This is a genomic window from Streptomyces sp. NPDC051987 (assembly GCF_040680735.1).
Taxonomy (GTDB): domain Bacteria; phylum Actinomycetota; class Actinomycetes; order Streptomycetales; family Streptomycetaceae; genus Streptomyces.
Genome location: NZ_JBFAXI010000012.1, coordinates 96,360 through 114,090 on the forward strand (window position 1 = coordinate 96,360; position 17,731 = coordinate 114,090).

General features: G+C 69.4%; 16 protein-coding genes. 6 read left to right on the top strand and 10 right to left on the bottom strand.

Going from position 1 to position 17,731, the window contains the following annotated elements; translation table 11 throughout:
• Positions 1 to 23 precede the first annotated feature (23 nt).
• The 6 genes from AB0M11_RS09890 (at position 24) to AB0M11_RS09915 (ending at position 6,870) form a co-directional block, all read left to right on the top strand.
• The gene (locus AB0M11_RS09890; protein ID WP_365703298.1) at positions 24 to 1,265 is read left to right on the top strand and encodes an extracellular solute-binding protein; all 1,242 of its coding nucleotides are present in this window, start codon (positions 24 to 26) and stop codon (positions 1,263 to 1,265) included.
• Positions 1,266 to 1,268: 3 nt separating this feature from the next.
• Positions 1,269 to 2,240: a sugar ABC transporter permease gene (locus tag AB0M11_RS09895; RefSeq protein ID WP_365703300.1), complete on the top strand. Its 972-nt coding sequence runs from the start codon at positions 1,269 to 1,271 to the stop codon at positions 2,238 to 2,240.
• Positions 2,237 to 3,058 (top strand): carbohydrate ABC transporter permease, encoded by an 822-nt coding sequence (locus tag AB0M11_RS09900; protein ID WP_365703302.1) that lies wholly within the window; start codon positions 2,237 to 2,239, stop codon positions 3,056 to 3,058. The genes AB0M11_RS09895 and AB0M11_RS09900 overlap by 4 nt, the downstream gene beginning before the upstream one ends.
• 42 nt (positions 3,059 to 3,100) lie before the next feature.
• Entirely contained in the window at positions 3,101 to 4,837 is a 1,737-nt protein-coding gene (locus AB0M11_RS09905; RefSeq protein ID WP_365703304.1) for an RICIN domain-containing protein, read from the top strand.
• Positions 4,838 to 5,025: 188 nt separating this feature from the next.
• Entirely contained in the window at positions 5,026 to 5,991 is a 966-nt protein-coding gene (locus AB0M11_RS09910) for a pirin family protein (RefSeq protein WP_365703306.1), read from the top strand.
• Positions 5,992 to 6,417: 426 nt separating this feature from the next.
• Positions 6,418 to 6,870, top strand: coding sequence for a manganese efflux pump (locus tag AB0M11_RS09915; protein WP_365703308.1), 453 nt, complete (start codon positions 6,418 to 6,420; stop codon positions 6,868 to 6,870).
• Here the strand turns inward: AB0M11_RS09915 and pqqE are convergent.
• The 10 genes from pqqE to AB0M11_RS09965 form a co-directional block, all read right to left on the bottom strand.
• A complete protein-coding gene (gene pqqE / locus AB0M11_RS09920) occupies positions 6,830 to 7,957 on the bottom strand; it encodes a pyrroloquinoline quinone biosynthesis protein PqqE (protein ID WP_365703310.1) in 1,128 nt (375 codons plus the stop codon). The two genes, AB0M11_RS09915 and pqqE, sit on opposite strands and share 41 nt — an antisense overlap.
• Complete coding sequence (gene pqqD / locus AB0M11_RS09925; protein WP_365703312.1) at positions 7,950 to 8,219, bottom strand: pyrroloquinoline quinone biosynthesis peptide chaperone PqqD; 270 nt, start codon at positions 8,217 to 8,219, stop codon at positions 7,950 to 7,952. Before pqqD ends, pqqE begins: the two co-directional genes overlap by 8 nt.
• Positions 8,220 to 8,278: 59 nt before the next feature.
• Positions 8,279 to 8,977 (bottom strand): pyrroloquinoline-quinone synthase PqqC, encoded by a 699-nt coding sequence (gene pqqC / locus AB0M11_RS09930; protein ID WP_365703314.1) that lies wholly within the window; start codon positions 8,975 to 8,977, stop codon positions 8,279 to 8,281.
• A gap of 4 nt (positions 8,978 to 8,981) precedes the next feature.
• Positions 8,982 to 9,869 (bottom strand): pyrroloquinoline quinone biosynthesis protein PqqB, encoded by an 888-nt coding sequence (gene pqqB, locus AB0M11_RS09935; protein WP_365703316.1) that lies wholly within the window; start codon positions 9,867 to 9,869, stop codon positions 8,982 to 8,984.
• Between the two features lie 126 nt (positions 9,870 to 9,995).
• Positions 9,996 to 10,100 (bottom strand): pyrroloquinoline quinone precursor peptide PqqA, encoded by a 105-nt coding sequence (gene pqqA, locus AB0M11_RS09940; RefSeq protein ID WP_293988696.1) that lies wholly within the window; start codon positions 10,098 to 10,100, stop codon positions 9,996 to 9,998.
• A 46-nt stretch (positions 10,101 to 10,146) separates the two neighbouring features.
• Positions 10,147 to 11,847 (bottom strand): PQQ-dependent dehydrogenase, methanol/ethanol family, encoded by a 1,701-nt coding sequence (locus AB0M11_RS09945; protein ID WP_365703318.1) that lies wholly within the window; start codon positions 11,845 to 11,847, stop codon positions 10,147 to 10,149.
• A 22-nt stretch (positions 11,848 to 11,869) separates the two neighbouring features.
• Positions 11,870 to 12,331 (bottom strand): MSMEG_3727 family PQQ-associated protein, encoded by a 462-nt coding sequence (locus AB0M11_RS09950; protein WP_365703320.1) that lies wholly within the window; start codon positions 12,329 to 12,331, stop codon positions 11,870 to 11,872.
• Between the two features lie 200 nt (positions 12,332 to 12,531).
• Positions 12,532 to 14,820 carry a catalase/peroxidase HPI gene (katG, locus tag AB0M11_RS09955; RefSeq protein WP_365703322.1) on the bottom strand — a complete coding sequence of 763 codons (2,289 nt, stop codon included), beginning with the start codon at positions 14,818 to 14,820 and terminating at the stop codon, positions 12,532 to 12,534.
• 38 nt (positions 14,821 to 14,858) lie between these two features.
• Complete coding sequence (locus tag AB0M11_RS09960) at positions 14,859 to 16,253, bottom strand: LytTR family transcriptional regulator DNA-binding domain-containing protein (protein ID WP_365703324.1); 1,395 nt, start codon at positions 16,251 to 16,253, stop codon at positions 14,859 to 14,861.
• A gap of 547 nt (positions 16,254 to 16,800) precedes the next feature.
• Positions 16,801 to 17,673: a helix-turn-helix transcriptional regulator gene (locus tag AB0M11_RS09965; RefSeq protein ID WP_365703326.1), complete on the bottom strand. Its 873-nt coding sequence runs from the start codon at positions 17,671 to 17,673 to the stop codon at positions 16,801 to 16,803.
• Between the last annotated feature and the right edge of the window lie 58 nt (positions 17,674 to 17,731).

Below are 17,731 nucleotides of genomic sequence, written 5' to 3' on the forward strand. Positions count from 1 at the left end.
GTCCTACGACAACGAGGTCACCCGTGACACCCACCCGCCGTACCCTCATGGCCGTCGCCACGGCCGCCGCCCTTCTCCCGCTCTCCGCCTGCGGTGGCGGCTCCGGCTCCTCCGGATCGTCGTCCGCGGCCGGCGGCACGTACGCCTTCTGGGACCCCTACCCGCAGTTCGACGCCTCCTCCGACTGGGGCAGGCGGGTCACCGCGTGCGGCACCGCGGCCGGGGTGAAGCTGAAGCGGACCGCATACGACACCACCGACCTGGGCAACAAGGCGCTGCTGGCCGCGCAGCAGGGCAACGCGCCGGACGTGATGCTGGTCGACAACCCGGTCGTCTCCACGCTGGTGGAGGCCGGGATCCTCAACAGGACGAGCGACCTCGGGCTCGACACCTCCTCGATCCAGAAGAACATCATCGGCGCCGGCACGATCGACGGCGCCTCCTACGGCGTCCCGATCGGCGCCAACACCCTCGCGCTGTACTACAACAAGAAGGTCCTCTCCGCGGCCGGCGTCGATCCGGCCTCGGTGAAGGACTGGGCGTCGCTCACGGCCGCGCTGAAGAAGGTCAAGGCGGCCGGGAAGAAGGGGATCACCTTCTCGGCGGTCAACACCGAGGAGGGCAGCTTCCAGTTCCTGCCGTGGTTCTGGGGCGCGGGCGGTGACCTCACCAGGCTCGACTCCGCCGAGGGAGTCGCCGCGCTGTCGCTGTGGAAGCAGTGGGTGGACGCGGGGTACGCGCCGAAGGACGTGCTGCAGAACACCCAGACCACCAGCTGGCAGGAGTTCGCCACCGGCGACTACGCGTTCAGCGAGAACGGCACCTGGCAGCTCGGCAACGCCGACAAGGCCGGCTTCGGGTACGGCGTGATCAACATCCCCGGTCGGAACGGCGGTTCGGCACCGGTGCCGACGGGCGGCGAGTTCGTCACCGTGCCGGTGCAGAAGGACACCTCGCGCTACGACGTCAGCAAGAAGATCGTCAACTGCCTGACCAGCGACTCCAGTCTGCTGGCCACCGACACCACGCTCATGTACGTGGCGCCGACCTCCGCCGTGCAGAGCGAACAGGTCGCCAAGAACACGGAGTTGAAGCCGTGGGTGGCGGCGGTCGCGGCGGCGCGGGGCCGGACCAGCGGTGGTCTCGGCACCAAGTACCCGACGATCTCCCAGCCCCTGTGGACGGCCGTGCAGGCGGCGCTCTCCGGCAGCAAGAGCCCCCAGGACGCACTGGATGCCGCACAGGCCGCGGCGGGCAAGGGCTGACCGATGGCTGTGAATCTGCGGGTCGGCGGGGGCTTGTCGCGCAGTTCCCCACGCCCCTACAGGGCCGCCGCACCACAGGGAGTTCGCCTGTCCCCCGCCCTTCGGCGGCGGCTGACCGCTCTCGCCTTCGTTCTCCCCCTCCTCGCCTACCTCGCCGCCTTCTACGCCTATCCGCTCTACCGCAACCTCGACCTCAGCCTGCGCGACTACACGGTGCGCTCCTTCGTGGCGGGCGACGCCCCGTTCTCCGGATGGGCCAACTTCCGTACCGTGCTGGACGACCCGACGTTCGGCCCGGCGATGCGGCACACCATGGTCTTCACCTTCGTGTCGATCGCCTTCCAGTACGTGATCGGGCTGGCCCTCGCGGTCTTCTTCAACCGGCACTTCCGGCTGTCGACCGGGCTGCGGGCGCTGTTCCTGATCCCCTGGCTGCTGCCGCTGATCGTGTCGGCGTCGACCTGGTCGTGGATGTTCAACAGCGAGTCGGGGGTGGTGAACTACTTCCTGCACTTCCTGGGCGTCGCTCCGGTCGGCTGGCTGACCTCGCCCACCTGGGCGCTGGCCTCGGTGATCATCGCCAACATCTGGATCGGCATCCCCTTCAATCTGGTCATCCTGCACAGCGGCCTGCAGAACATCCCCGGTGAGCTGTACGAGGCGGCGGCGCTGGACGGTGCGGGCGCCTGGCAGCAGTTCCGCCGGATCACCCTCCCGCTGCTGCGGCCGGTGTCGGCGATCACCCTGCTGCTGGGGTTCGTCTACACCCTCAAGGTGTTCGACCTGATCTGGATCATGACCAAGGGCGGCCCCGGCGACGCCTCCTCCACCCTGGCCACCTGGTCGTACCAGCTCGGTTTCGGCACGCTGCTGCCCAGGTTCGGTCCCGGAGCCGCGGTCGGCGACATCCTGATCCTCATCGCGCTGGCCTTCGGCCTGCTGTACATCCGCGTCCAGAGGAGGCAGGAGGCATGAAGCCGGCCACGGACAGGCGCCGTCACACGGTCATCGGCCTGCTGCTCACCGCCCTGATGCTGTTCCCGGTGTACTGGATGGTCAACGTGTCCCTCACCCCGCAGCAGGACATGCGCAAGAGTCCGCCGGACCTGCTGCCGCTGCACCCCACTTTCGAGGGCTACCGGGCGGTCCTCGACGACCAGTTGCCCTACCTGGGCACGAGCCTGCTGATCGGCCTCGGCACGGTCGTGCTGACCCTCCTGATCGCCGCGCCCGCCGGTTTCGCGCTGGCCAAGCTGCGCCCGCGCGGCGCCGGCGCCCTCGGGCTGGCGCTCCTCGTCGCCCAGATGGTCCCGGGGATCGTCATGGCGATGGGCTTCTACGGCGTCTTCCTGGACCTCGGTCTGCTCAACTCCTGGTGGGGACTGATCGTCGCGGACTCCACCATCGCCGTGCCCTTCGGCGTCATGATCTTCACCGCCTTCATGTCCGGCATCCCCGGCGAACTCGTCTCGGCCGCCCGGATCGACGGCGCCGGCACCTGGCGCACCTTCCGGTCGGTGGTCCTCCCGCTGAGCCGCAACGCGGTCGTCACCGTCTCGCTGTTCGGCTTCCTGTGGGCCTGGTCCGACTTCGTCTTCGCCACCACCCTGGACGGCGGCGGCGGTTGGAGGCCGATCACGCTCGGCATCTACACGTACATCGGCAACAACAACCAGGAGTGGAACGCGATCATGGCCACCGCCGTCGTCGCGTCGGTCCCCGCGGCCGTCCTCCTGATCCTCGCCCAGCGCTATGTGGCCGCGGGCGTCACCGCGGGCGCGGTGAAGGACTGAACTCCCGCTTCCCCCCTACTCCTTGATGAGGAGACCCATGCCATGAGCCGCATCCCCCGCAGAGCCGCCCTCGGTGCCCTGGCCCTGACCGCCGCCGCCCTCGGCACCACGGCCCCCGCCGCCCACGCCTCGCCCACCTCCGCCACCACCCTGGTGGTGAGCGCGAACCAGACCCTGCGCCCGGTCACCCACGTGGCCTCGGGCAGCCTGTACGGCCTGGACACGGCGAGCGTGCCCGCCGACAGCCTGGTCGAGCCGCTGAAGCCGAACACCTTCGTGCAGATGGCACCCGGCGGCAGCCAGCTGCCCAACGGCGAGCCCGCCCCCGGCGGTGACGCCCTGGTCGTCGCCCCGGAAGCGGCCAGGGCCGGTGCGAAGGTGGTCGTACGGATGCCGGACTGGTACCCGAACTTCCCCTACAAGTGGGTGAGCTGGAGCGACTGGCTGGCGGCCGTGGACAAGCAGGTCGCGTCCGTGCGGTCGTCCGGCGCCACGAACGTCAGCGCCTACGAACTGTGGAACGAGCCCGACGGCACCTGGAACACCTCGGCGGCGGGCGCCTTCGACGACGGCTGGGCACGGACGTACCGGGAGGTCCGTGCGAAGGACAGCGGCACCCCGATCCAGGGGCCCAGCTTCGCGACGTACACCGACAGCAAGATGAGGACGTTCCTCCAGGACGCCGTCGCGAACAACGCCGTGCCCGACATCGTCAGCTGGCACGAGCTGCAGAGCAGCGCGAACATCGCCGCGCACGTGGCCGACTACCGGGCCCTGGAGTCGAGCCTCGGCCTCAGCCCGCGCCCGATCGCCATCGAGGAGTACGGCACCACGGGCGAGGTCGGTGTCCCCGGTCCGCTCGCGAGCTATGTCGCCAAGTTCGAGCGGGCGGGCGTGCACGACGCCGAACTGGCCTTCTGGAACCACTACGGCACCCTCGGCGACACCCTCACCGACACCGGCGGCTCACCGAACGGCGCCTACTGGCTCTACCAGTGGTACGGCGCCATGTCGGGGAACATGCTGGTCACCACGCCTCCGGCACAGACCGGCATCGACGGCTTCGCCTCCCGCAACGGCGCGGGCAACCAGATCAGCGTCGTCACCGGCGGCTGCACCGGTTCGTGCGCCGTCACCGTCAACGGACTGTCGTCGCTCTCCGCCTTCGGCTCCACCGTGCACGTCAAGCTGGAGTACACCCCGTCCAGGGGCCGGACGACCGCCGTCTCCGGGCCGGTGACGATCTCGGACACCGACTACCCGGTCAGCGGCGGCTCGATCACCGTACCGGTGACCATGAACGCCTCCGACGGCTACCACCTGACCATCACGCCGAGCGGCACCGCCACCTCGCTGGCCGGCCGCTACCAGATCACCAACAGGAACAGCGGCCTCGCCCTCGACACGAGCGGCGCGGGCACGGCCCAGGGCACCCTCGTCGTCCAGGCCGCCTCCACCACCGGCACCGACCAGAACTGGACCCTGGTGGCCGCGGGCAACGGCCTCTACAAGATCAAGCAGCAGGCGAGCGGCCTGCTCCTGGGCATCACCAACGCGGGAACCTCCGACGGCGGCACCGCCCTGATCTGGGGTGACAACGGCACCGCCGATCACCTCTGGCAGCTGATCCCGTCCGGTGACGGCTCCTACAAGATCGCGAATTACCACAGCGGGCTGCTGCTCGGGGTGACCGGCATGAGCACCTCCTCCGGTGCCCAGGTCCTGCAGTGGGACGACAACGGCACCGCCGACCACCTGTGGAGGCTGACGGCTCGCTGACGTACCCCACGGCGCACCCGAGCGGACCCCGTGCGGGGTGACGAGCCGCGTCCGTCGCCCCGCACGCCCTGCTGCTCGGCAGCCGGGTGTCCCCGACGACGTGAGGAAGGGATTCCGCGTGAGGAAGGGATTCCGCATGACCTGCTGACCGCTCGGCAACGGGGGCGGAGGCCGCTAAGTTGTCCGGCATGAGCAACCTTGACCGCGCCCCCGTTCCGAGCGTGTGCGGCGGCCGCGGATTCGTCGTCGCCGAACCCGTCCGCGAACTGCTGAGCCCCCGCCAGGTACGACTCGGTGAGTCGACCGAGGTGCGCCGGCTGCTGCCGAACCTCGGCCGCCGCATGATCGGCGCCTGGGCGTTCGTCGACCACTACGGCCCCGACGACATCGCCGACGAGCCCGGGATGCAGGTGCCGCCGCATCCGCACATCGGGCTGCAGACGGTCAGCTGGCTGCACCAGGGCGAGGTGCTGCACCGCGACTCGACCGGCAGCCTCCAGACGATCCGCCCGCGCGAACTCGGGCTGATGACCTCGGGCCGGGCGATCAGCCACTCCGAGGAGAGCCCCCGGCCGCACGCCCGCTACCTGCACGGGGCGCAGCTGTGGGTGGCCCTGCCGGATTCCCACCGGCACACGGACCCGAAATTCGAACACCACCCCGACCTGCCGACGGTCACGGCGCCCGGTCTGACGGCCACGGTCATCCTCGGCTCCCTCGACGGCGCGACCTCCCCCGGTACCGTGTTCACTCCCATCGTCGGCGCGGACCTGACCCTCGGCCAGGGCGCCGACCTGCGGCTTCCCCTGGAGCCCGACTTCGAGTACGGGGTCCTGGCGATGTCCGGCGAGGTCCACGTCGACGGCGTTCCGGTGCTCCCGGGCTCCATGCTCTACCTGGGCTGCGGCCGCTCCGACCTCCCCCTGCGCGCGGAGTCGGACGCGTCGGTCATGCTCCTGGGCGGCGAGCCGTTCGAGGAGGAGCTGATCATGTGGTGGAACTTCGTCGGGCGTACCCAGGAGGACATCGAGCAGGCCCGCGCGGACTGGATGAGCGGGTCGAGATTCGGAGAGGTGAAGGGCTACGACGGAGCGCCCCTGCCCGCCCCCGAACTGCCGCCGGTACCGCTGAAACCACGGGGAAGAGTGCGCTGAGCCGGTATTTCACGACACCGCACACACACCACCGGGCGAGGCGAAAGACGCCCCGCCCGGTTTCATCAACCGGGATCATCCCCGCAGGCGCAGGGAGCAGCGTTCAGCGTGGCCACCCGCGGCCGACTCGTCCCGACCGGCGCCCGCGAACTGCTCCTACGAGATGGCCAAAATGACGCGCGCAGGTTCAATCGGCGAGCCCTCACGGAAGCGGGAAAATCTTCCAGAAAGCGGCTTTCTGGGTTTATTTCGAGAACCATCTGAGATATTATGTGAAATTATGGATCCAAGCCGAGGCAGAATCGTTTTTGCCGACGCCGTTCACCATCGGGCATCGCCATGATCTGGGAAATACTGGTCCTGGGTTTTGTACTCAGTCTGGACAATTTCCGGGTATCGATCGCGCTCGGCACGGTCCCATTCGGTGTGAAGCGTGCGGTGCAGGTGGCGCTGACCTTCGGGCTGATGGACGCGATCATGCCCCTGGTCGGGCTGTTGATCGGTCACCGGATCGGGGAGTCCGTCGGAGCCGTCGCCGATGTGGTGGGCGCCACCGCGCTCGGCGGGTACGGTCTCTACCTGGTCATCGCGGCCCTTCGGAACCCCGAGCCGGACGAGTTGGACCACCCGTGGGCGTTGTTCGGCATCCCGTTGACGCTGAGCCTGGACAACTTGTTCGCCGGCGCGAGCCTGGGGGTCCTCGGGCTCTCCCCGTGGTTCTCGGCCGCCGTCTTCGGTGTCATGACGGCGGCGTTGTCGTTGGTCGGGCTGCAGCTCGGACGTGCTGCGGCGCGTCTCATCCGGATCCGCTCGGATCTGCTGAGCGGGGTCACCTTGATCATCGCCGCTGCGGTGCTGCCGTTGTGGCCCGGTGGCTGAGCCGACCGGGTCGGTGCGCGCGGGGGACCAGCGGAAGACCGTCGTCCCGCGAGGCGGCGTTGGCGGCCTCGACGGCCTGGGCGACCAGGTCGTGGTCGGGCGACAGGTGGCAGACCGGGTCGGTGCGGGCGGCGTCGCCGGTGAGCAGGAACGCCTGGCAGCGGCACCCGCCGAAGTCCACCTCTCGCCGGAAGCAGCTCCGGCAGGGCTCCGGCATCCAGTCGGTCCCCCGGAACGCGGTCATCACCGGGGACTCGGCCCAGATCCACCGCAGCGAGTCCTCCCGCACGCTGGCCCGCGGCAACGGCAGGGACTGGGCGGCCGGGCAGGGCAGAACGTCGCCGTTCGGCGTCACGGTCAGTTGTCGGCAGGCCCAGCCGCCCATGCAGGGCTTCGGGTAGCGGCTGTAGTAGTCGGGGATGACGTAGACGACATCCATGCGATCCCGCAGCCGCTCGCGGGCGGCCCGCACGACGGTCTCGGCCGCCTCGAGCTGGGCCCGGCTCGGCAGCAGCGCGTCACGGTTTCGCCAGGCCCAGCCGTAGTACTGGGTGTTGGCCAGCTCCAGCCGGTCGGCGCCCACCTCCTCGGCCAGCCCGATCACCTCGGCGACGCGGTCGATGTTGTGCCGGTGCAGCACCACGTTCATGGTGAGCGGCCAGCCCAGCTCCTTGACCACGCCCATCGCCTCGATCTTGCGCTGGAAGGACGGGGTCCCCGCGATCCGGTCGGACACGGTCGGTTCGTCGGCCTGGATGCTGATCTGCACGTGGTCCAGGCCGGCGGCCCGCAACTGCTCGGCCCTCGGAGGCGAGAGCCCGAGGGCGCTGGTGATCAGATTGGTGTAGAGGCCCAGGTCGTGGGCGTCCGCCACGATCTCCGCCAGATCGCGCCGCAGCAGCGGTTCCCCACCGGACAGATGACACTGCAGAACCCCGAGGTCAGCCGCCTGGGCGAGCACCCGCCGCCACTCGTCGGTGGCCAGCTCGTCCTGGTAGCCGGCCAGGTCCAACGGGTTGGAGCAGTACGGGCAGGCCAGCGGGCAGCGGTAGGTGAGCTCGGCGAGCAGGCCGTACGGGCTATCCATCGCCAAGCTCCAGCCAGCGCCGGGCGACGAGCCGGTCCAGGAACTGCCGCACCTCGCCCTCGGGGACGGTCTGGTAGCGGGCGCCGAGCTCGGTCACGATCTCGGCCACGGTGTGCCGCCCGTCGCACAGCTCGAGGACGGCCGCGCCGCTGCCGTTCAGCACCACCACCGTCTCGGGGTGCAGCAGGACCTTGCGCTGCCTGGTCCGGCAGAAGGTCAGCCGGACATGGCGCGCAAGCCTGGGCCGGTCCGAGCCGGACACGCCGGGTCGGGTCCTGGTTCCGGTCCGGGTCGTTCCGGTAGGGGTCGCGTGCATGGTGGTCACTCCGGGTAGGCCTGGTCGATGGCGTCCATCAGGCTCCACAGGACGTCGCACTTGAACGACAGCGCGTCGACGGCGCGCGCCTGGGACTCGGCGGAGAGGCAGTGGGCGGTGACCACCTCCAAGGCGTGCTCGCAGTCATGTGGAGCCTGCTCCAGGCGAGCACGGAAGTAGGCAAGGCCCTCTGGGTCGATCCATGGGTACCACCGCTCGAACGCGGCCAGCCGCGCGGCCATCAGGTCGGGCGCGAACAGCTCGGTGAGCGAGGACGCCACCGCCTCCACCCACGGCCGGGTCCGGGCGAAGTTCACGTAGGCGTCGACGGCGAAGCGCACCCCGGGCACCAGGTGCCGGTGGTCCTTCACCTCCTCGCGGGTCAGCCCGGCGGCCTCGCCCAGGCGCAGCCACGCCTCGATGCCGCCCTCGCCGCCGCCGGTGCCGTCGTGGTCGATGATCCGCCGGATCCAGCGGCGGCGGACCTTGAGGTCGGGGCAGTTGGAAAGGATCGCGGCGTCCTTGCGGGGGATGTTCTCCTGGTAGTAGAAGCGATTGGCCACCCAGCCCCGGATCTGCCGGCGGCTGAGCCGGCCCGCGTTCATCCGGACGTGGAACGGGTGCTGGTCGTGGTAGCGCCGCGAGTGGGCCCGCAAGATCTCGACGAAGCCGTCGGCGCCGGTTGTGGTGGTCGTTGTCATCACGGCTCTACACCTGGACCTCGAGGCCGTCCATGGCCACTTCCATGCCGCTCTCCTCCACGGTACGCCGCTCGGGCGCGCCCTCCAGGAGGACCGGGTTGGTGTTGTTCATGTGGACGAAGATCGTCCGCCCCACACCCAGCGACCGGAGCTGCGCCAGGCTGCCGTCCGGGCCGTCGATGGGCAGGTGGCCCATCTCCCGGGACGTCTTGCCGGCCAGGCCGAGCCGTACCAGCTCGTCGTCACGCCAGCAGGTCCCGTCGATCAGCAAGCAGTCGCAGCCCTCGATCTCCCCGTGCAGCGCCGGTGTCAGCGATTGCACGCCCGGCAGGTACACCAGAGTCCCGCCGCTGCGCTCGTCGGCCAGCCGGTAGCCCACGACGCGGCCGTGGTCCGCCCCTGTTGCGAACCGGTCGCGCTTGACGGTGGGCACGTCGAAAGCCCGGCAGGACAGACCCTCCGCCAGGGCGAGGTCGGCGTCGGGGATCACCGCATGCCACTCGACCGGGCAGTAGCGCTCGAGCGCACGCAGAATCCCCGAGCCGTCGAACAGGGTCTTGCGCACCGCCTGAGTGGCGAACAGCCGCAGGGCGCGGGCCTCGCGCAACAGCAGCAGGCCCAGCGTGTGGTCCAGCTCGGCGTCGGTGAGCAGCACCGCCTCCAACGGCGTCGTCCGGTCGTCGCGCGGGTGCAGGCCTGGAAAGACCTCGATCTGTGCGCGCACGTCGGGCGAGGCGTTGATGAGGAACCACCGTCGTCGGTCGGCACTGACCGCGACCGACGACTGGGTGCGCGCGAGGCCGGCCCCGGAGCGGACCGCGGCGCACACCGGGCAGCCGCAGTTCCACTGCGGGGAGCCACCCCCCGCCGCCGAGCCCAGCACTCGCAGCAACACGCTGGCACTTCCGTTCATCGAGGATCCGGGTCCGTGAGGATCCAGGTCCGTCGTCGGCGCGGCCGTCCATGGCCGTCTCGAACCGCCGGAGGGCGCCGGACCAGGTCCGGCGCCCTCCCACCTCCGCTAGTCCTCCAGGTCCTCCAACTGAGCGAGGTACATGGTCACCTCGGCCGCGACTGCGATCTCGTCGAACTCGGGTGTCTCCCACACAGCGAGCTGAGTCTCCATGGAGTCACCTCCTCTCTGGCGGATGCGGCGGGCTCCGGTCAGCGCGCTATGACGGTTCCGGGAGAGCGAAGACGAGCAGGGCGCTTCCGTGCCCCGCCCCGAGCATGCCGGGGAGGAACCCCTCGGCCCAGCCACCCCAGCCGACCGGTACGGCGACGTACTGCCTGCCGTCGACCATGTAGGTGCTCGGGCTGCTGTGGTGGCCGCTTCCGCACTGGAACTGCCACAGCTGCTCCCCGGTGCGGGCGTCGAGCGCGTTGAACTCCCCGGAGGGCTCACCGGCGAACACCAGGTCACCGCCGGTGGCCAGCACCGAGGCGCACATCGGGAGTTCGTTGCGCCAGCGCCACTTCTCCTCGCCGGTGGCGTCGAAGGCGCTGATGGACCCCGCCATGTCCTCGATGTCCACCTGAACGCCCGCACCCCAGTACGGGATGCTCTCCTTGAACTCCCGGCGTCGCCGGGTGGCCGTGGCGCCGGTGTCCTGGACCGGGACGTAGAAGAGCCCGGTCCTCGGGCTGTAGGCCGCATGGGTCCATTCCTTGGCGCCGGCCGGACCCGGGTAGAAGTGGACCGGTTCTCCCTCCTTGTCCGGGTACACCTTCGCCGTCACCTGGCCGTCCCTCGTGATCGCTCCCCATGTGATGCGGTCCACGAAGGGGGTGATCCCGACCCTTTCGCCGTTCGTGCGGTCGAGGACGAAGAAGTAGCCGTTCTTGTCGAAGTGCCCGAGCAGTTTGCGCCCGTCCTGCTCGAACAGGATGCACTCGGCGATGCTGTCGTAGTCCCACACGTCGTGCGGGGTGCACTGGTAGTGCCAGCGGATCTGACCGCTGTCGACGTCGACGGCGATGACGCAGTCGGTGAAGAGATTGTCGCCCTCGCGCACCTCTCCGTCGAAGTCGGGTGCCGGGTTGCCGGTGCCGACGTACAGCAGGTTCGTCTCCGGGTCGAAGGTGCCGGTGACCCAGCAGTTCGCCCCGCCGCGTGCCCAGGCCTCGCCTTCGGCGGGCCAGGTCTCCGATCCCGGTTCCCCGGGCTTCGGCACCGTGTAGCAGCGCCACTGGTGCTCGCCGGTCTCGAGGTCGAACGCGTCGAGGTGGCCGCGTACGCCGAACTCGCCGCCGGAGCTCCCGACGATGACCATGTTCTTCACGATCAGCGGGGCGAGCGTGGCGCTCTCCCCGGCCCGGACGTCACCGTAGGTCTTGTCCCAGACCCGATGGCCGGTGGTGGCGTCGAGTGCGAGCACACGAGCATTCGCCGTGACGAAGAAGACCTTCCCCTGAGCCACGGCGACCCCTCGGTTCACGTTCCCGCAGCACAAGGAGACGTCGAAGGGGACCGCATGCTTGTACCGCCAGATCTCCACGCCCGTCTTGGCGTCAAGGGCCCAGACCCAGCCGTCCCAGCCGGAGAGGAACATGACCCCGTCGACGACGATCGGGGTGGCCTCGAACGAGTAGGTCGACGCACCCGCGATCAGGCCGGTCGTGCCGGCCTGGAAGACCCATGCCGGGACCATGCGTTTGACGTTCTCCGTGTTGATCTGATCCAGGGGGCTGTACCGCTGCCCGTTGTAGGCGCCGTAGTAGGTGAGCCAGTTCTGTGGTTCCTCGCGGGCATTGAGGATGCGTTCGTAGGTGACTCCGGCCACCACCGGCGGCGCGACATCCCCGCCCGCGGTCTTGCCGGTCAGGCGTCCCTGATCGACGGCAACGCCCGCGTCCACGTAGTCGACGGTCATTTCCTCCACCTCCTGCTTCCTGCTACGGCCGCGGCTGTTCGGGGCGGTCGAGGCGAGCCTCCGGCGGAGCGTCTCCCAGGACGACGATGGCGCCGGTCAGCCCCCTGCCCTCGTCATTGCCCGTGGGCGAGCTGAACCAGTAGTAGCCCGGCCCGTCGAGGTTGAGGGTCGCGTGTCCGCGCGAGTGGTTCACGAGCCAGATGAACTTCCGGTCGCCGTTGCTCGGCAGGAGCGCGCAGTGCGTGTTCATGTCGTCATTGATGATCTCGAGTTCGATATCGCCTCCATGGGGCATGACCAGAATGTCGGGATCCCAGGTCAGCTCATCCGGGTGGATGCGAATGGTGGCCTCCATGTGGCCGTCCGATTTCTCAGCGGCCTGTCCAATGCGTCCGGTTCCCAGCACTTGCCCGAGCGCTGCCTTGTTCTGTGCGTCCAACCCGATCTTGTCCAGCAGGTCGGACCGCTGCTGCGCGGTCGTCATCGGGGCTTCACCCTCCTCATCCCGAATCCCCGTTTTTCAGAAGAAGTGTTCTCCGAATCAACTTTGGCATTTCCTGCGTCGAATGAACCACGCCGGAAAGGGAGAGAATTTGGTATTCAATAAACACGCTACGCCGGATGATTCACACCGCCAAGCGCGAGCGCCAGTCCGGGCTGCTCATGCCGTTCGTCCGCGACCGGCTACCGTTCGTACCCCGATGTGCCACCGTTGGGAGAAGCCGGACCGCATCGAGCGAGGTCGTACCGGTCGAGGTTCATGACCTTGGCCCACGCGGCAGCGAAGTCCCGCACGAACTTCTCCCGTGCGTCGTCGCTCGCGTAGACCTCAGCGATGGCACGCAGCTCGGAGTTCGAGCCGAAGACGAGGTCGACGCGGCTACCGGTCCACTTGACCTCGCCGGTAGCGCGGTCGCGGCCCTCGAAGGTTTCCGCGGTCGCGGATGTCGGCTTCCATTCCGTGCCCGTGGCGAGCAGATTCACGAAGAAGTCGTTGGTCAGCGCCCCGGGCGCCGACGTGAAGACGCCCAGCGGCGACTGTTGGTAGTTGGCGCCCAGCACTCGCAGGCCGCCCACGAGGACGGTCATCTCGGGCGCGCTCAGGTCCAGCAGGTTCGCTCGGTCCACGAGCAGGTGCTCCGACGGCAGCCGGTTTCCCTTGCCGCGGTAGTTGCGGAACCCGTCCGCGGTCGGCTCGAGCGGGGCGAAGGACTCCGCATCGGTCCACTCCTGCGTGGCGTCCGTGCGTCCCGGGCTGAAGGGGACCTGGACGTCGTGGCCGGCAGCCTCGGCGGCCTGCTCGACGGCGGCGGCTCCGCCGAGCACGATGAGGTCGGCCAGCGAGATCTTCTTGTCCCCGGTCTCGGAGCTGTTGAAGGACTCCTGGATCCCCTCCAGGACGTGCAGCACTTGTGCCAGCGTGTCAGGGTCGTTGACCTCCCAGCCCCGCTGCGGCTCAAGGCGGATGCGCGCGCCGTTCGCCCCGCCACGCCTGTCGCTGATGCGGAACGTCGAGGCCGACGCCCACGCGGTCGAGACGAGCTGGGAGACGGACAGCCCGGAGGCGAGGACCTGCCTCTTGAGCGCGGCGACGTCAGCCGTCCCGACGAGCTCGTGGTCCACGGCGGGGACCGGGTCCTGCCAGATCAGCGTCTCCCTGGGGACGAGCGGTCCGAGGTAGCGCTGGACCGGGCCCATGTCGAGGTGCGTCAGCTTGAACCACGCCCGGGCGAACACGTCCGCGAGGTGGTCCGGGTGCTCCAGGAAGCGTCGCGAGATCGGCTCGTATACCGGGTCCGACCGCAGCGCGAGGTCCGTCGTCAGGATCGTCGGGGCGTGGGTCGTCGACGGGTCGTGGGCGTCCGGCACGGTGCCGGCCCCGCCGCCGTCGCGGGGGATCCACTGCCACAGACCGGCGGGGCTCAGCTCCAGGTCCCACTCGTAGCCGAACAGGGTCTCGAAGAAGCTGTTGTCCCATCTCGTCGGGGTGGGTGTCCACGTACCCTCGAGCCCGCTGGTGATGGCGTCCGTGCCCCTTCCGGTACCGTAGCTGCTCTTCCAGCCCAAGCCCTGCTCCTCAAGGGTGGCGCCCTCGGGTCCGGGGCCGAGGTGGGCGTCCGGGCCGGCCGCGCCGTGGGTCTTGCCGAATGTGTGGCCGCCCGCGATGAGCGCGACGGTCTCCTCGTCGTTCATCCCCATGCGCCGGAACGTCTCGCGGATCTCCCGGGCGGCGGCGAGCGGGTCCGGGACGGTGTTCGGCCCCTCCGGGTTGACGTAGATGAGGCCCATCTGGACCGCGGCCAGAGGGTTCTCCAGCTCCCGGACGCCGCTGTGACGTTCGTCGCCGAGCCAGGCGCGCTCGGGACCCCAGTAGACGTCCTCGTCGGGCTCCCAGACGTCCTCCCGGCCGCCGGCGAAGCCGAAGGTCGTGAAGCCCATCGTCTCCAGGGCGCGGTTGCCCGCGAAGATCATCAGGTCGGCCCAGGAAATCTTGCGGCCGAACTTCTTCTTCACCGGCCAGAGCAGCCGGCGCGCCTTGTCGAGGTTGCGATTGTCCGGCCAGCTGTTCAGCGGCGCGAAACGCTGCATGCCGGCGCCCGCGCCACCGCGGCCGTCGTCGATGCGGTACGTACCCGCACTGTGCCACACCATCCGGATCATGAGCGGCCCGTAGTGGCCGAAGTCGGCCGGCCACCACTCCTGCGACGTCGTCAGCACCTCGTCGACGTCCCGCGCCAGGGCGTCGAGGTCGAGCGTCCGGAACTCCGCGGCGTAGTCGAAATCCTCGCCCATGGGGTCGGCCACGGCGGGGTGTTTCCGGAGAATCGCCAGGTTGAGCCGGTGCGGCCACCAGTCGCGGGTGCTCGCGCCGCCCCTCGCGTGGCTGCGGTGCCCGGCCGAGGCAGAGAGGCCGAGGCCGCCCGCGCCCCGGACGTTCGTCTCGCCGACAACGGCGTTCGGACTGTCGTCCACGGGACTCCTCCTTCCGGGAACAGCGGTCGCCAGGCCACTCAGATGTCCAGCGCTCGGCGCACGGCCGGCGCGTTCCGCCGGGAGACCGGCACCATCTCGTTCGCCCGGTCGTCCATGACCAGAGACAGCTCGCCCTTGGGCCCGCGCTCTATCTCCCGGATGCGGCTGAGGTTGACCACATACCGGCGGTGCACCCGCAGGAAGCCGACATCCGCCAGCTCACCTTCGAGCTTGTCCAGACTCAAAGAGGCGGCTCGCAATCGCCCCTGATCGGTGGAGAGCCACACATCGTTTCCCTGCGATTCGGCGAAGGAGACTTCCGGCAGCCGCAGCAGAACCATCCGGTTGTCGCGCATCGCGACCAGTCGGCGCGGCTGCGCCCGAGGGTGCGCGGCCTCCTCGGCCTGGGGCAACTGCGCCCCGTCGGAGGCACCGAACGAGACCAGGGTCCCGATCACATGTCCGGACGAGAAGACGGGTCGGATGCTGATCGATGTCGGCTCGTCGGCGAGGTGGGCGAAGATCTGCGTCGAGCCGACCCAGTCAGGATTGTGGGCTGCCTGCCTGGTGGCATACCGGGCGGCTGTGATCAGTTCGGGCAGTCCTGGGCTCCATCGCAGTGTGGGGTCGACCGCCGGGGTGCGAGCCGGGACGCCCAGGAGCACGCTTGCCATGTCGTCGGCGATCACCACCTTGCCCGCGGCGTCCACCGCTGCGAGCGCCGCACCGGAGCGTGCCCTGGCCTGGGTGTAGGCCGCGACCAATTCGGCACCGCTGTCCCGGGCGCGCCTCTTCAGCGGGTACTGGGTCATGGTGGCCGCGTTCGCCAGCCAGCTTTCCGTGGACGCGGGAAGCGGGCGGCGCCAGCAGCAGATGTTCAGGACCGCGATCGGTTCTCTGGTCACCACGTCGCGCACCGCGATGCCCGCGCCGACCCAGTTGTGGAGCGTCTGACACCAGTGCTCCGCGCCCCTGATCGGTACCGGGCCGTGCGCCTCGAGCGCCGTGCCCATGCCGTTCGTACCGACCGCGCACTCGGACCAGCAGAACCAGGGCGCCAGATTGGAGTCGCCCGCTCTGGCGAGCGTGGCTTGATCACCCCACTCGGCCAGGATCCGGCCGGTGGCGTCGGTGACAGTGACGACGCCACCGAGGTTGCCCACTTCATGTGCCACGGAGGCAGCACGAAAACCCAGCTCAGCGAAGACGACATCGTGCTCGGGCGTATGGCTGGGCTCCGCGACGGCCACCGGAGCCTCGGTGAGGTGAGGATCGACCCGGTACTGCTCTCGGCAGCGATGCCAGGAGATCGCCACCAGGGGCCGGACATCCGGAACCTGATCCTCGCCCTGCACGAACCGTTCCCACGCCGCGAGCACGGTGCCGCCGGCCAGGTTCGCCGCGCCGGGCTCAAGCCGATGTGCATCCCTCATGGTTCAGAACCGCCCTTGGTCCATCCCCAACGCCCGACGGCGTGCGGGCTGTCCGCGCCGGTCGCCCCTCGTCGCGGCCGGACCTGTGGCGGACTGGGCCCCGCGTCGCGCGTCGTCCCGCTTCGTCACTCGTTCCAGGCTGTGTCACAGGCCTGCACTCCCCACCCTAGGTACCGTTGCCGGCCTGCGCACGTCCCTCTCCAGGCCGCGTGCGCGAAATGCCATTTCCGGGCCGGCCCTGGACAGCGCACCCGCGAGCGAGGTGCGCGGCGCACGGCAGGCGTCCCCCCGGTTGATCGGCGCTCGGAGCCATTCCGCGGGCTCGCTGTCGTGGATGTCTGGCTGCCGCGGACTCAGCCCCCGCTATGAGCGCAATCCCCGCCTCACCACATAGGACACGGTCTGAGATGCAGCGGTCTGCCTCGCACCATGTCTGCGCTCGGTGACTTGTCCGGCCGACCACCATCGCCCGACCACTCCGCGCCGCCTGGATCAGCCGACGGTGGACCCGGCCAAGCCGATGCCCTTGATCAGTCTGCGAGATCTCTTACCCGCGTGGCCTCTCGTTCTGCGGCGCGGAGCTCGTTCCTGAGTCAGTTGTGGACAAGGAACCGAGGAAGGCGAGCGCATCGGCCGAAGGCGTACCGGGCTCGGCATGATGGACCACAAGAAGCAGGCCGTCGGTGCCGGCAATCGCAAGCTTTTCGCGGCGCAGATCGAGCTCACCGACCTGCGGGTGCATCAGCCGAGTGGTGGCCGATTCCCCGCGGCGAACGTCGTGACGGGCCCACAGCTGCCGGAAGCGCTCGCTCTTCAACGACAGCTCCCCGATGAGCTGGGCCAGCCTCGGGTCGTCCGTGTCGCCGCCGGCCGCGGCGCGTAGCTGCGCGACGACGCCCGCCGTGCCTTTTTCCCAGTCGATGTGCAGTTCACGGGCGACGGGGTCGGTGAACAAGGCCTTGAGACGGTTGACGCCGGGTGCCATATGCGGCGAGACGGCGGCAGCCATCCGATTCGCGGCCAGAATGTCGGTGCACCTGTTCTGGACGAAGGCGGGCACGGTGAGTGTGTCCAACAGCATCGCGATGCCGTCGGGCACCCGCTCTGCACGCGGGACGGACCGTCGGCGGCGGGGCCTGGGCCGGGCGAGCTCCATGACATGGGCGGTGCTGTCGGCGTCGAGTTTCAGCACCTCGGCGAGTGCCTCGATGACCTGGATCGAGGGATTGCGATCCCGGCCGCGCTCCAGGCGCAGGTAGTAGTCGGCACTGATGCCCGCCAGCATGGCGACTTCCTCGCGGCGCAGCCCGGGAACCCGTCGCAGGCCCGCCCCGGGCAGTCCGACCTCCTCGGGCCGCACGAGTTCACGGCGCGCGCGCAGGAACTCACCGAGGGCGTTGCGGTTGTCTTCTGTGTCCACTATCCGACGGTAAACCTGCCCGGGCTCCGCCTGCGGGGGCCCTGTCACTACCAGGAAC

Bases quoted from the DNA above. Each gene is read 5' to 3' on its own strand.
- AB0M11_RS09895 (WP_365703300.1), top strand. From the start codon at position 1,269: ATGGCTGTGAATCTGCGGGTCGGCGGGGGCTTGTCGCGCAGTTCCCCA.
- AB0M11_RS09900 (WP_365703302.1), top strand. From the start codon at position 2,237: ATGAAGCCGGCCACGGACAGGCGCCGTCACACGGTCATCGGCCTGCTG.
- AB0M11_RS09905 (WP_365703304.1), top strand. From the start codon at position 3,101: ATGAGCCGCATCCCCCGCAGAGCCGCCCTCGGTGCCCTGGCCCTGACC.
- AB0M11_RS09910 (WP_365703306.1), top strand. From the start codon at position 5,026: ATGAGCAACCTTGACCGCGCCCCCGTTCCGAGCGTGTGCGGCGGCCGC.
- pqqE (WP_365703310.1), bottom strand. From the start codon at position 7,957: ATGGATAGCCCGTACGGCCTGCTCGCCGAGCTCACCTACCGCTGCCCG.
- pqqA (WP_293988696.1), bottom strand. From the start codon at position 10,100: ATGGAGACTCAGCTCGCTGTGTGGGAGACACCCGAGTTCGACGAGATC.
- AB0M11_RS09945 (WP_365703318.1), bottom strand. From the start codon at position 11,847: ATGACCGTCGACTACGTGGACGCGGGCGTTGCCGTCGATCAGGGACGC.
- AB0M11_RS09950 (WP_365703320.1), bottom strand. From the start codon at position 12,331: ATGACGACCGCGCAGCAGCGGTCCGACCTGCTGGACAAGATCGGGTTG.
- AB0M11_RS09960 (WP_365703324.1), bottom strand. From the start codon at position 16,253: ATGAGGGATGCACATCGGCTTGAGCCCGGCGCGGCGAACCTGGCCGGC.